Annotated in this window: 15 protein-coding genes; 2 read left to right on the top strand and 13 right to left on the bottom strand. The window is 61.4% G+C overall.

What is annotated here, in order from left to right; genetic code table 11:
- Window position 1 precedes the first annotated feature (1 nt).
- Entirely contained in the window at window positions 2-1096 is a 1095-nt protein-coding gene (locus tag QM659_RS13935; protein WP_415188867.1) for a TAXI family TRAP transporter solute-binding subunit, read from the bottom strand.
- A gap of 151 nt (window positions 1097-1247) precedes the next feature.
- Here QM659_RS13935 and uvrB point away from each other — a divergent pair, with 151 nt between their 5' ends.
- Entirely contained in the window at window positions 1248-4187 is a 2940-nt protein-coding gene (uvrB, locus tag QM659_RS13930; protein ID WP_415188866.1) for an excinuclease ABC subunit UvrB, read from the top strand.
- A 206-nt stretch (window positions 4188-4393) separates the two neighbouring features.
- On the opposite strand, the gene modD is transcribed toward uvrB, so the two are convergent.
- From modD to nifB, 12 genes are all read right to left on the bottom strand, one after another.
- Window positions 4394-5236: a ModD protein gene (gene modD / locus QM659_RS13925; RefSeq protein WP_415188865.1), complete on the bottom strand. Its 843-nt coding sequence runs from the start codon at window positions 5234-5236 to the stop codon at window positions 4394-4396.
- Window positions 5237-5473: 237 nt separating this feature from the next.
- Window positions 5474-6334, bottom strand: a complete 861-nt coding sequence (locus QM659_RS13920) for an SIR2 family protein (RefSeq protein ID WP_415188864.1) — start codon at window positions 6332-6334, stop codon at window positions 5474-5476.
- A gap of 14 nt (window positions 6335-6348) precedes the next feature.
- Window positions 6349-6561 (bottom strand): hypothetical protein, encoded by a 213-nt coding sequence (locus QM659_RS13915; protein WP_127079411.1) that lies wholly within the window; start codon window positions 6559-6561, stop codon window positions 6349-6351.
- Between the two features lie 146 nt (window positions 6562-6707).
- On the bottom strand, window positions 6708-6980 hold the full coding sequence (locus QM659_RS13910; RefSeq protein ID WP_303483678.1) for a DUF6129 family protein: 273 nt from the start codon (window positions 6978-6980) through the stop codon (window positions 6708-6710).
- 2 nt (window positions 6981-6982) lie between these two features.
- A complete protein-coding gene (nifT, locus tag QM659_RS13905) occupies window positions 6983-7192 on the bottom strand; it encodes a putative nitrogen fixation protein NifT (protein WP_013420975.1) in 210 nt (69 codons plus the stop codon).
- Between the two features lie 45 nt (window positions 7193-7237).
- Complete coding sequence (locus QM659_RS13900; RefSeq protein ID WP_127079415.1) at window positions 7238-7468, bottom strand: nitrogen fixation protein NifZ; 231 nt, start codon at window positions 7466-7468, stop codon at window positions 7238-7240.
- Window positions 7465-7779, bottom strand: a complete 315-nt coding sequence (locus QM659_RS13895; protein ID WP_127079417.1) for a nitrogen fixation protein NifZ — start codon at window positions 7777-7779, stop codon at window positions 7465-7467. The genes QM659_RS13900 and QM659_RS13895 overlap by 4 nt, the downstream gene beginning before the upstream one ends.
- Complete coding sequence (locus QM659_RS13890) at window positions 7776-8612, bottom strand: 4Fe4S-binding leucine-rich repeat protein (protein WP_415188863.1); 837 nt, start codon at window positions 8610-8612, stop codon at window positions 7776-7778. The genes QM659_RS13895 and QM659_RS13890 overlap by 4 nt, the downstream gene beginning before the upstream one ends.
- A complete protein-coding gene (locus QM659_RS13885) occupies window positions 8602-9144 on the bottom strand; it encodes a hypothetical protein (protein WP_415188862.1) in 543 nt (180 codons plus the stop codon). Before QM659_RS13885 ends, QM659_RS13890 begins: the two co-directional genes overlap by 11 nt.
- A gap of 76 nt (window positions 9145-9220) precedes the next feature.
- Window positions 9221-9574: a HesB/IscA family protein gene (locus QM659_RS13880; protein ID WP_303483688.1), complete on the bottom strand. Its 354-nt coding sequence runs from the start codon at window positions 9572-9574 to the stop codon at window positions 9221-9223.
- A gap of 11 nt (window positions 9575-9585) precedes the next feature.
- Entirely contained in the window at window positions 9586-9801 is a 216-nt protein-coding gene (locus QM659_RS13875) for a 4Fe-4S dicluster domain-containing protein (RefSeq protein WP_127079423.1), read from the bottom strand.
- A gap of 38 nt (window positions 9802-9839) precedes the next feature.
- Window positions 9840-11399, bottom strand: a complete 1560-nt coding sequence (gene nifB / locus QM659_RS13870; protein WP_303488108.1) for a nitrogenase cofactor biosynthesis protein NifB — start codon at window positions 11397-11399, stop codon at window positions 9840-9842.
- A 557-nt stretch (window positions 11400-11956) separates the two neighbouring features.
- Here nifB and QM659_RS13865 point away from each other — a divergent pair.
- A complete protein-coding gene (locus tag QM659_RS13865) occupies window positions 11957-13237 on the top strand; it encodes an OmpP1/FadL family transporter (protein WP_415188861.1) in 1281 nt (426 codons plus the stop codon).
- The last annotated feature ends 4 nt before the right edge of the window (window positions 13238-13241 follow it).

Here is a 13241-nt window from a genome sequence, read left to right as displayed (position 1 = left end):
TTTAGCGATAGGCCTGCCGATTCGCGATCTCGCAGATTTTCTTTTCGGCTCCGGTCAGATCCTTGCAGGGATCGTTTCTCGGGCTTGCCACCGGAGCGGGCACGGTAACGGAAGCCGCCGCCGTGCTGTCCACGAACTTGCAGGGCTCGCCGGGCCGCGTGCGCACCTTAGAGCGCGCGACCACGCATTTATATTGCTCCCAGCCTGGAATCGGCTCGTCGAGTTTCACCTCGTTCCACTTGGGATGTCCGATCCGCTGCAACTCATCGAGATTCGAGCGGATCTGGCGAGCCATCATCGAGACATTGTCGCAGTTCGCTCCCTTGAAATCATATGTGATCAACGCCGATAGCACGGCGGCGGCTGGGACGTCGTGATCGAGCCAAGGATAGTCTCCCGCCGAAAAGCCCGCGCTCTTGTAAAGTTCGAACACGCGCGGGTCATCGATAGGCAAAAGCGTCAGTTGCTGCATGCGAGCATCGTTCGATGAAAGCAGCTTCGTCGGTTTGCCCGCGACGGAAACGAATGCGTCGATGGAAGCATCGTCGAAGAAATCTACGAAAAGTCGGTCCAGCGCCTGGTCCGGCGAGATCATCACGGGCGAGATCGGAATGTCCAGCATCCCGAACAGCAGCGTCGACGTAACCTGTGTCCCGCTGTTCGACGCGCCAGTTGCGACGCGCTTGCCCCTGAGATCTTTCATCGATTTTATGCCGCTGTCTCTCCTCACGACGATGTGGATTTCTTCAGGATAGAGCGAGAAGACATATCGGAAACGGTCCACATACTCCTGAAGCTCCTTGTCGTCCTTCCGGTAAAGGCGGACAAAGGAAAGAACGTCATGTTGAGTGAGCGCCAGTTGGACAAAAGGCTCAAGGCGGAGCTTTTTCAGGTTGTCAATTGCACCGCCGGTTTCCTTTACGACGACGGGAGTATTGCAGACCTTCGAAACGATTGTGTTGATGTTGTTCCCGAACTGGAAGTAGGTCCCAGTCTTCGACCCGGTCAATATACCAAGATTGGCCATATCCTGACCGTACGCAGTCCCCGCCACCAGTATGACGAGAAAAGAAAACGCAACCCGTAGCCCCAGCATCGCTTCGCCCCGTGCCCCCAACGCAAAACTGCGAAGGTTTTAAGACAGTTTCGACTTAAGTTAAAGTCCTATGGCGTGGCGACGCCATTGAAAACGGCGTTCAACGCTCCGCGATCTAGCCGAACCCACCTTCCAATGGCATATAAGGCACATGGAAAAGACGCGATCGGTCAAGGCTTCGGCCGGAAAAGCGAAGACATCGGGCGCGAAATCGGGCACCCGTCGCGGCTTCGAGGAAGCCCCGCAGGCAGCGTTCGAGCACGACGTCGCCTACACCTCCGAAAGCACCGCGCATCTTATCCCGGCCTTGCGCAACCTCAAGCCGACCGGCGCGATGCCGCTGCCGTCGCATATGCAGGGCAAACTGCCGCCCATCGGCGATCACCCGCTGCTCACCGGCGAAAACATGCCGATGTTCATGCCGCATCGGCCCCCGCGCCCGGAGAAGAGCGAGGGCGGCAAACCCTTCGTCATCAAGTCGGACTTCGAGCCGCGCGGCGATCAGCCCGCCGCCATCCGCGAGCTTGTGGAAGGCGTCACCAGGCTCGAACGCGAACAGGTGCTGCTCGGCGTCACGGGGTCCGGCAAGACCTTCACCATGGCAAAGGTGATCGAGGAAACGCAGCGTCCGGCGCTCATTCTCGCGCCCAACAAGACGCTTGCGGCGCAGCTTTACGGCGAGTTCAAATCCTTCTTCCCGGATAACGCGGTCGAGTATTTCGTTTCGTATTACGATTATTATCAGCCGGAAGCGTATATCCCACGCAGCGACACCTACATCGAAAAGGACTCGTCGATCAACGAGCAGATCGACCGGATGCGTCACGCCGCGACGCGCGCGCTGCTCGAACGCGACGACGTGATCATCGTCGCGTCGGTCTCGTGCATCTACGGTATCGGCTCGGTCGAGACCTACTCGGCGATGACCTTCACCATTCAGGTGGGCGACCGCATCCAGCAACGGCAGATTCTCGCCGACCTCGTGGCTATCCAGTACAAGCGCAACAATGTCAGCTTTGCGCGCGGCGATTTCCGCGTGCGCGGCGACACGATCGAAATCTTTCCGGCTCACCAGGAGGACCGCGCGTGGCGCATCTCCATGTTCGGCGACGAAGTGGAGAGCATCGCGGAGTTCGATCCGCTGACGGGCGAGAAGACCCAGGATCTCGCGCTCGTCAAAATCTACGCAAATTCACATTACGTCACGCCGAAGCCGACGCTCAACCAGGCGATCCGGGGCATTCAGCAGGAGCTTCAGGAGCAGTTGCAGCGCTTCAACGCGACGGGCCGTCTGCTCGAAGCGCAGCGGCTGGAGCAGCGTACGCAGTTCGACATCGAGATGATCGAGGCCACCGGCTCCTGCAACGGCATCGAAAATTACTCGCGCTGGCTCACGGGCCGCGCGCCCGGCGAGCCGCCGCCGACGCTGTTTGAATACCTGCCCGACAATGCGCTCGTGTTCGTGGACGAAAGCCACGTCACCGTGCCGCAGATCGGCGGCATGTTTCGGGGCGACTTCCGGCGCAAATCGACGCTCGCCGAGTTCGGTTTCCGGCTGCCGTCCTGCATCGACAACCGCCCGCTTCGCTTCGAGGAGTGGGACGCGATGCGCCCGCAGACCACGTTCGTCTCGGCCACGCCCGGCAAATGGGAGATGGAGCAGACGGGCGGCGTCTTCGTGGAGCAGGTCATTCGCCCGACGGGCCTCATCGATCCGCCGGTGGAAATCCGTCCCGTCAAGACGCAGGTCGACGATCTCATCGACGAATGTCGCAAGACGATCGCGCGGGGCTATCGCGTGCTCGTCACCACGCTGACGAAGCGCATGAGCGAAGACCTCACCGAATACGCACATGAGCAGGGCCTCAAGGTTCGCTACATGCATTCGGACGTGGACACGCTGGAGCGCATCGAGATCATCCGCGACCTGAGGCTCGGCGCGTTCGACGTGCTGATCGGCATCAACCTCTTGCGCGAGGGCCTCGACATTCCCGAAGTGGCGTTGGTGGCTATCCTCGATGCCGACAAGGAAGGCTTCCTGCGGTCGGAAACGTCGCTGATCCAGACCATCGGCCGCGCGGCGCGAAACGTGGACGGCCGCGTGATCCTCTACGCCGACAGCATCACCGGCTCGATGGAGCGCGCCATCGCGGAGACGAACCGCCGCCGCGAAAAACAGATGGCGTACAACACAGAGCACGGCATCACGCCGCAATCGGTGCGCAAGAATATCGGCGACATTCTCGCCAGTGTTTACGAGCGCGACCACGTGACCGTGGACGCGGGCTTCGCGGAGGGCGCGCAGACGCCGCTCGTCGGCCACAACCTTCAGGCCGTGATCGCGAACCTCGAAAAGCGGATGCGCGAGGCGGCGGCGAACCTCGAATTCGAAGAGGCGGCGCGGCTCCGCGACGAGGTCAAGCGCTTGCGCGACGTCGAGATGACGATCATGGACGACCCGCTCGCGCGTCAATCCGAGGTCGAGGATCGGGCGGGCCGCTACGACGGCGGCTGGCGCACATCCTGGGTGCCGCAGATCGGTGTCGATGTCGCCGAGACGACCGGCGAAGGCGCGGGCAGGAAACGCGGCAAGCTCAAGGCGGGCGAGAAAAAGGCGGCCGGGGCGGCGCTGGCGAAAAGCCCGCTGTTCACAACGGGCGAAGGCTCGGACGCGCCGCGGGATTGGCAGGCCGCCGCCGAGGCGAACGAAGTCGCCACCGAAGCGAATGCCGATTCCGGCTCGCGCATCGCGAAACCTGCTGCGTCGAGCCGCGAAAGCCGCAACATGCAATGGGGGCTGCCGGCAAAAGCGCTTTCGGGCGGGGGGGAGGCCGGTTCGCGTGAGGAAAACGCGTCGAAACAGAGAAGCGCCTCGCCGCTGTCGCGGCCGCACAAGCCATCGCTGGACGAAATGGGGCCGCACACCGAACGCCCGCTCCCGGGCGGCAAGCCCGTCCCGTCGCGTCCAGCGCCTGACCTGAAGACGCTCAAACCCGGCAAGACCATCATTGTAGGCGAGGACGGCGACGATGAGCCGAAGCTGCGCGGCAAGCGGCGGCGACCGTTGAAGACGGGCCGCCCGGGAAGCTGAGCGACAACGGGCGCGCGAAAGTTACTTCGCTGCGGGAATCAAGAGCGATGGGAACCCGCGTTCCAATAAAGCCAGTGGCGACGCGGGGAGCACACGACGCCCTGCAATGTTACGAGGCAAATCAGACGGGGCCCAACGCGCTGTAGATTTGGGACGGTATCGGCTTTTCAGCGTCGCATCGATGCCGATTTCCGGGCCGCTCCAGACTAACCGTCCGCCTCGATGGCGACGGCAACATCGGCCGGGCGCGCTGTATACGGCCATGACGAGACGATGAGGCCAGCACCCGCGCGGACATAATCGCTCGCGTTGTCGGGATGAATGCCGCCCGCCGCAGCAAGGAGCGCACGGGAGCGGGCTGCGTCCGCGAGGGAGCGCACATCTGCCACTTCGCCCGGTTCGAATTTCTCAAGCTGAACGATGTCGAACCCGGCGTCGAGGGCCTCCCCCGCCTCTTCCACGCTCTTGACCTCGACCCCGATCTTCTTTTCCGGAGCCTCGCGGCGGAGCCTGTCGGCGATGTCCGCCAGGTTGGCGTCCGGCATGAACGCGCGATGCTCGGGAAACACGAGGATCGTTTCGGACAGCCCGAGGCGATGCGGCACAGCCCCGCCAGCTCGCACGGCCATCACCGAAAGCCGCCGCGCGCCCGGCACCGTCTTGCGCGTACATGCCACGCGGATGGCCGGATCGACGGCCTCGACCGCATCCACGAGACTGCGGGCCGCCGACGCGATGCCGGAAAGGATTTCCACGAGCGTTTGCGACGATTTCCAGGCCGCATGCAAGGCATTGGCGTTGCCTCGCGCCTTCAGCAACAGGTCGCTCGCCGCAGCGCGCGTGCCGGATCGAGCGACGATTTGCGCTTCCGCGCCGGCTCGCCGGATCATCGCGGCGGCTATTTCGATGCCCGCCACGGTCATGGCCTTGCGCGCGCGAAACATCATGCGCCCCGGACGGCCACCGATGCCGAGCGAGAGCGTCGTCAGATCGCCATCGGGCGTATCTTCGGCGAGGAGGGAATCGATAACGGAGACTGGCAGCGGCATTGGTGCATTCTCCACGGCCGCCGCTCGACAGGCCGCCGCCTTCCTTGGTAAGGAAGGTCAGGATGAGGGGCATGCGGGCCTTGCAATTTGCCCCTCACCCTACCCTTCTCCCGTTGGGAGAGGCAAGCCGGGAGCGTCGATGCGCTCCGATTCCCATGGCCGCAGTCAAACAGCCGCAGTCCGAACGGCTACCTTCAGCCGCCGAATTGGCTTTTTCCGTCGGCGCAATCCTGCTCGTCAGGACGCTTTTGCAAGCGCTGGTTCGTAGGGACGCTCGCCGACACCGGTGAGTTGCGCCGCGAACTCTTCGAGCGGCATGGCGATGCGCTCGACATTATAGACTTCGAGGAAGCGCTCTTCATTCCGCGTGAGCGTCTCGGGGAGCACGGCCCAGTGCTTGTCCGACGACCGCTTCATGATTTCCCACGCGAAGATGCGCTCAAGCTGCGTGTTGAACCGGCAGCCGAGGAAAACGAAGCTGCGTCCCTTGCGGATGTCCTGCACGGCCTCCGGGATGGGTGTTTGGATATCGATTTCGGTCAGCACTTCCACGAAATCCGAGTCCGATACGAGGAAATTCGAGGCCGGAGCCACGGAACCCAGTGGCTGATAGAGCAGTGGCGCGCTCGCGGCGGCGGCATCGGCGGAGCCCGGCGTGCCGTCCGCGTTGAAGAAATGATACCATGAGCCGTGATATTCCGCCTGGCTGACGCCCTGCACCACGCTCCAGCCTTCACGGCCCCTGAGCGCCTTCTGGGGCAAGTCGTCGTACCACGCGTGAACGAGAAGCTTGAGCGCCGGGACCGAGGCCAGATAGCGGTGAAGCGCCGTCGGCGGCATGTTCGAACGGAACGCCTCCGTCATCGCGGCGGCTACGGTCTTCCGGTGCTTGAAGTTTTCGATGAACTGAGCCGCTGCCGTGAGGTTCTTGCGAATCTTGTGCGGCACGGTCGCTTTGGCGGTGAGGCGATCCACGAGGATTTCGGGAGACTCGGGAACAGCGGATGGTCCGGCCAGTTTCAGGACACCCGGCCCGAGGTAAGGAATGACGGTTCCCCCGTTCAGTCCCTCGCGTATCGTCTCAACCACGTTCGTCACGATTTCTCCTCCGCTCAGTTGAGCGATGCCGCCCTATGCGACGAGAGTTCTGCGGGATGCAGACGGAACACGCCGCGTCCGCCCGAAAGCGGCTGGTACGAGTGGAACCCGCCATTGCTGAGGCGGTCGAACCACGCCTGTGCGCTGACGCCTGCCGGGCGTTCGCCGATCTCTGTAACGAGGCCGTTCGGCGTGAAGCGCACATGAACCAAAACCCGTTCCGACATTTTGCATCTCCTTCTTCTGACATTCACCGCGACGTTTGTTCGCAGGTCTTGTTTGATTTTTGTCAGATATGGAGATGGTATGCCAGTAAACCCTGCTTCAGCTTTTCGTTATCGAAAGTTGAAGCTCGCGAGAATCAAAATAAGACTCAGGCAGAATGCTTTTTCTTTACTACAACGATACCTGTCGCAGCGTTCGGGTCTGTGGTGAGTTGCCAGCAATGCCCCGCGCCGTTCACGAGATGCAGATCGAAACGTTCGTATTCCTTGAACGGGTCTTCCGTGTCGACGTCGGACGGATCGCAAAGCGTGATCGAAAGGCCGGGAAACCGGGCGCGAAGCGCCGATATGGCCTCCGCTCCCGCGTCCGCCGCCGAGAGAACCGCATCGATGCCCGCAAGGTCTTCAGCAGAAAATGGCATGATCAATCAGCGAGCTTTTTCGCTTCGACCGTGAGCGGCAGCTTCGTGTCCACAGGCAGATCCGGCAATTCGAGACGCCAGCCATTGCCGAGCGTGATGACGCCGCCCCACATTTCGGGCTTTTCCATCTCGACGATGGGTTCTTCCAGATCCTTCTTGGGCACGTAGATCGTAAGCTTGCCCTCGGTGCACTTGCGGATCATGACCTTCATTGAATTCTCCCTGGCTCCCCGGAGCCGTTTTGTGGCTGGCGGCCGCTACAAGGGGCTGATTTCGCCCTCGAAGCAACCAACGACGATCTTTTCGTTGAATTCGACGAGATAGATGTTCGTCTTCGTCTCGACATGCATCCCGACATTGACGATCTCGCCCTTTTCGCCGGCGGCGACAAGCAGGCTGTCCTGCGGCGCGTCCGGAAAGGAGCCGTCGTTGAAAAGATCCTGTGCGGCGCTGACCATCTGGCCCCACTGGAATTTCGGCGCGTTCATGTGTTCGTTCCTTCTTGTGGCGTCTCTTCCTCATCGGGATCGTCAACGAGCATGAGTTCCCTGCGCTTCATGCCCACGCGATGCCCGGTTTCGATGAATTCGACGCCATAGATATAGAATTGCTGCAAAAATGTCCCGATGCTGACGACGAAGCCTTCCTCGCCCTTTCGGCAGAGGATTTCGCCGATTTCCTTGCCGGGATAGGTGCCGTCGTTGCGCACCACCTTCTTCGAGCGCACCTTGTCGCCATAATAGAAATACGGCGCGTCGTTCAGTTCGACGATGTCGCTGTCGCGGCTGATATTCGTCATGTTGAAGCCTCGCGCGTTTTTTCGGGAGCACCGGCGGACGGAAACAGCACCACGTTGCCTTCGAATTCGGTCGCCATCTGCGCGTCGATCCGTTTCAGAACGAGTTCGCGAACGAGTTCGTCCGGATCATCGCGCATGGCCTGAAGCATACCGGGGATCATGCGGCTCGCCGCTTCGTAACGCACGCGCCAATCGGGATCGCGGTAAAAGCCGGCGAGTTCAGGCGGCGAAAGCCGGCGCGCCACCTCAAGGCGCACGCCGTCGTCCGGGTCGGTCGCAAGCCGCCAAAGCATGTCGGCATCGATGCGACGGGCGACGACGCGGCGCACCTCCGGCTCGTCGTCGGAGATCATCGCCACCAGCTCGTCGGGTGCGACGCGGCGCGCCACCACAAGCCGCACGTAATAATCCTCGTCGCGCATCATGCCGAAAAGATCGGTCGGGTCGACAAGCTGCGCCACGCGTATGCGGACTTCGCGATGCGGGTCGCCGCGCAGGTTGAGGAGGTAACGCTTCGGCAGGCGTCTTGCGGCATTCCAGCGAACAGCCTCATCGGGATCGCTCAGAAGAGCGGGAAGGCGGAAGATGTCCGCGTGCTTCGCCGCGATGGCGCGCACCTCGAAATAGGGGTGGTTGAGATAGTGGTTGGCGAACTCGCGGTTCCAGTCGAAGAAGCGGTCGACGCGGCGTGCATAGCGGTCGTTCACGCAGGCGTGGCGCAGCTTGCAGCGTTCTTCCTCGGCAAGATCCCGATGACGGCAGCCCTTGCAGGCGACCGCGTGGCCCTGCCAGTCGATCGCTTCGTTGATGTCGGTGTCAGCGTCAGTCGTCATCGTCTTGCCCCATACGATCGAGCACGCCCTGCAACACCCTGGCGCCGATCTTGTCGGTCGGGTCCAGTTCCAGAAGCTTCCACACGGCGGCACGGGCTTCGTCCATCTCCCCGAGCCGCATATTGAGATACGCATATCCTTTCAGCGAGAACAGGAAAAACCGAGGCAGCATGGCCCCGAAGTCGCCGAACTGCGCATCGTGGGCGGATACGAGCCGCCAGTCGTCGCGAAGGCCCAGATCGCGCGCCGCCTTGCGGATGCACTGTTGCGCGATTTCCAGCGTCTCTTCCAGCCGGTTCTTGTAGAAATAGAAACGGTAAAGCCCGATCAGCACCGCCGCATGGTCCGGCGCTTCCTGCCTCGCCTTGAGGAGGTGGGTTTCGGCAACCTCCGCGTTCTGGTACGAGGCGGCGGCGAGATCCAGATAGCGCTGCGCCTTCTCGGGGAGGCCCGCACCGAGAAGCGCGGCGGTCAGGAGCGCATCTTCCATCGGATGCGCTTCCCCTTTGCCGAACTCGATTGCAGGACTCATGTCCATCCTTATGGTCCGCACTCTTGCGAACGGTCTCGAAAAAGATGTCTTTCCGCCTCCGGAGAAGCGGAAAAACTTATTGGATCTTAAGCTCGGTAATGTCGAACAGCACCGGCTGGGCGGTGCTGCAACCGCCAGCCTGCTGCTTCGGATCGTGAAAGACAAAACCCGACTGAAGTGGGGTGTCGGAAAAATCGATCGTCACCCCCTCCAGAAGAAGACGGCTCTCGGCACCGAGAAAAAGTTTCAGGCCGTTGATTTCGATCACCGCTTCGTCCGTTCGAGGCTCGGCCTCGACGCTGAATTCGGCGGAAAGACCGGAGCAACCGCCCGGCGCCACCTTGAGACGGAAGCCGCTACCGGGCTTGCCGTCGAAGCGAAGAAATCGCCGGATCACTTTTTCTGCTGCTGGAGTAACCGTCAGGTTCATACCTTCAATCCTTACGCAGAACGGGGATGAGCCGGATCCGGAACGCACGTGCCTTCGACCGGGCAAACCGCCGCGCACTGCGCGTCGTCGAAGTGGCCCACGCATTCGGTGCAAGCCGCCGGGTCGATGAAGTAGACGCCCTTCTTCACGCTGATGGCGGCATTCGGGCACTCGGCTTCGCAGGCCGAACAAGCGGTGCACTGGGAGGCGATGATCTTGTAAGCCATAGGGTTCAACTCCTGTCTATGGGTCTGGGTCGGGGCGGCTAGGCCGCGGTGAAGGCACCCTGCCGAATATCCGCATCGCCGCGCGCGGCGTGCACGATTTCGCCAGATTGGACTTTTTCTAAATATTCTTTGAAGTATGCAAGCGCAGATTGCTCGATGTACTCATGCGCGAAGCGATCGACCGGATCGATGCCGGCCTTGAGCAAGCCTTCCTTCGGGCAGGTGCCGATCCGGGCCACGAAAACAGCCGTGCAGTCGTTGATCGCGCGGATCACCGTTTCGAGCTTGTCGTCGTCGCCGAAACCGCCCTGACAGTAAAGATCGACGCGGCGATGACCGATGAACTTCGCGCCGTCCGTCGAAACCTCGTAGATCTGGAATTCAGTCGCGTGGCCGAAGTGTTCGTTGACGCGGCCGTTACCCTTTGTCGCAACCGCGATCTGGATGGCGATGTCGCTCTTTTCGCCAGCGAGCTTCGCCAGTTCGTCCGCCTTCGCGGCCTGCGTCGCGTCGCGCTCCGCCTCCACCTTCGCCTGATACGCCTTGCGCGCTTCGAGATCGTAGTCGATTTCCATCGCCATGACCTTCTCTGTCGTGAACTCGTCGCTGCGGTCCTCGCCAAGGAGGCCCACGGCGTCGGCGCGGCACTGACGGCAGTGCCGCATCATGTTCATGTCGCCTTCGCACGCATCCTGCAACGCCTTCAGCTCCTGCGCTGTCGGGCCGCGCTGACCGTTCAGGCCGAAAACGGTGCCGTGCTCGGGCGCGGAGATCAGCGGCATGATGTTGTGCAGGAAGGCGCCGCGCGCCTTCACCGCCTTGTTCACCTCGACGAGGTGCTCGTCGTTGATGCCGGGGATCATCACCGAGTTGATCTTGCAGAGGATGCCGCGCTCGGTCAGCATTTCAAGGCCGCGAAGCTGGTTTTCCGACAGGATGCGAGCCGCTTCAACGCCGGTGTAGCGCTTGTGCTCGTAGAAGATCCAGGGATAGATCTTCGCGCCGACTTCGGGATCGACCATGTTGATGGTGATCGTGACGTGATCGATGTTGTATTGGCAGATGCGGTCGACGAGCTTCGGCAGCATGAGGCCGTTGGTCGAGACGCACAGCTTGATGTCGGGTGCGGTCTGCGCGACGAGTTCGAATGTCTTGAAGGTTTTCTCGGGGTTGGCGAGTGGATCGCCCGGCCCGGCGATGCCGAGCACCGTCATCTGCGGAATGGTTGAGGCAACAGCGAACACCTTCTTCGCGGCCTGTTCGGGCGTGAGCCGCTCGCTCACCACGCCCGGGCGAGATTCATTCGCGCAGTCGTATTTGCGGTTACAGTAGTTGCACTGGATGTTGCAGGCGGGAGCCACCGCCACATGCATGCGCGCAAAGTGATGATGCGCCTGCTCGCTGTAGCAGGGGTGGTTCTTGACCTTTTCCCAGATTTCCGGCGGAAGCGTGCTTTCAGTACCCGTCGAGCCGCAACCGGATTTCCCCGGTCCGGCCTTCGTCTCACACCCTTTGCTGGCGGCAATCTTCTGGAGCAAATCGTTCAGCGGCTTGTTCTGGCCTTCGCCGGTGTCTGCAAGCTGTTCTGCGTCAAACATCATCGATCCTCGTAAAGGCCCGCCGCATGGAGGGTGAAGGCCGATGCGGCCCGTGCCCCGGATGCGCCGCTGTTCGAGCGGCTTTCTGAAAACGGTGAAGCAATGACCGTGCCACAGGCCAGAACGCTTCTAAAATCGGGACTGGCGGTGTCTCGGCACGCGACGCGCTGTCGCGTTTCTTACACGTCGGTGAACCGCCCAAGGCCTTTTGTACGAAATGGGCCAAGTGAGGTTCCGCAGCGCCGGGCACGCAGGCAAGTCGAGATGGTTTTTCATTTCGCCGCGAATGCCGGGGCACCGATTTCATCATCGGGACTGCTTCGCGCGTTTTTGTCAGCGCCGTGCGCCAAGAGGTGAAAAAGCGCTTCTTTTTATTGATAAAATATATGGACATGATGGAATAACTTTGGCCGATCTGCTTAAATTCCGGCGGGGCCGGTCATCTTGAACCGGTATCGACCCGGGTTCCGCCTGGCGATCAAGCCTCGGGCAAAGGCTTCTCGCGTCCTTGGGAGAACGGCGGTTCCCCGCTTGGGGCACACGAGAGGAATTGGGGCATGTCTTTTCAGAATAAAATGAGCGGCGCGATTCCGGCGCTGTTTGCAGCCGCTGTCGCCTTGAGCGCACCGGCATCCGCGACCGAGGGCTATTTCTTCAACGGCTACGGCATTCAGGCCGAAGGTATCGGCGGCGCAAGCATCGCATATCCGAAGGACGCGGTTGCCATCGCGAGCAATCCGGCTTCCGCGCTGTTCCTCGGCAACCGGTTCGATGTCGGCGCCGAATGGTTCCGCCCCGACCGCAGCGCGACGATCACGGGGAATGGCTACGGTCTGAATGGCAATTACGACGGCAACGCCCGTCAGGACTATCTCGTCCCGCAGGTCGGCTATGTCACGCAGGTGACGCCGGATCTCGCGCTCGGCATCGCCGCCTACGGCAACGGCCTCGGTTCGAGCTACAAGAAGAACCCGTTCTTCAGCAACCAGACAACCGGTTTCAGCTTCGAGCAGTTCTTCATTTCACCGACGGCGGCCTATCAAATCGCGCCCGGTCATTCCATCGGCGTGTCGGTCAACCTGGCCTATCAGCGCTTCAGCGCGAAAGGGCTGACAGGCTTCGCCGCTTCCTCGTCAGAGCCTTTATCGCTCACGAATAAGGGCACCGACGAAGCTTTCGGCATCGGCGCGCGCATCGGCTATCAGGGCCATGTATCAGACCGCCTGACCATCGGCGCGACATATGCCTCCGAGACGGCGTTTCAGGATTTCAAGGCTTACAGCGGGCTGCTCGCGGATCAGGGCAGCTTCAATGCCCCGCAGAATTTCGGCGTGGGCTTTGCCTATAAGCTGACACCGCGTGTGGATCTCACCGGCGAATACCAGTTCATCAACTACAGCAGCATCGACGCGGTCGGTAACGCAGGCCTCACCACGCTGTTCAGCGGCAAGGCGCTAGGCAGCAGCGACGGCCCAGGCTTCAACTGGAAGGACGCCAACGTTTTCCGCATCGGCGCAAACTGGCAGGCGACGCAGCAATTGCAGCTCCGCGCGGGCTATGCCTATACGAACCAGGTGATCCGCGAAGAGGAAACTTTCCTCAACATCCTTGCGCCCGCGACGGTGCAAAGCCATTTCACGGCTGGCTTCACCTGGGAATCCGCGTCGAAGAAGTGGGAATATAGCGGCTACGCGTTCTACGCGCCCGAAACCGAGGTGAAAGGGCGGAACTCGCTCGCCGCGTTCGGCGGTGGCGAAGCGAACATTCGGCTTTCCGAAGTTTCGGTCGGCTTCGCCATCGGCTACAAATTCGACGAACCGAAGCGCTATAAGGATTAGCGAG

Source organism: Rhodomicrobium sp., from assembly GCF_047605405.1.
GTDB classification, from domain to species: domain Bacteria; phylum Pseudomonadota; class Alphaproteobacteria; order Rhizobiales; family Rhodomicrobiaceae; genus Rhodomicrobium; species Rhodomicrobium lacus.
This window is presented reverse-complemented; position numbering and strand designations above follow the sequence as displayed.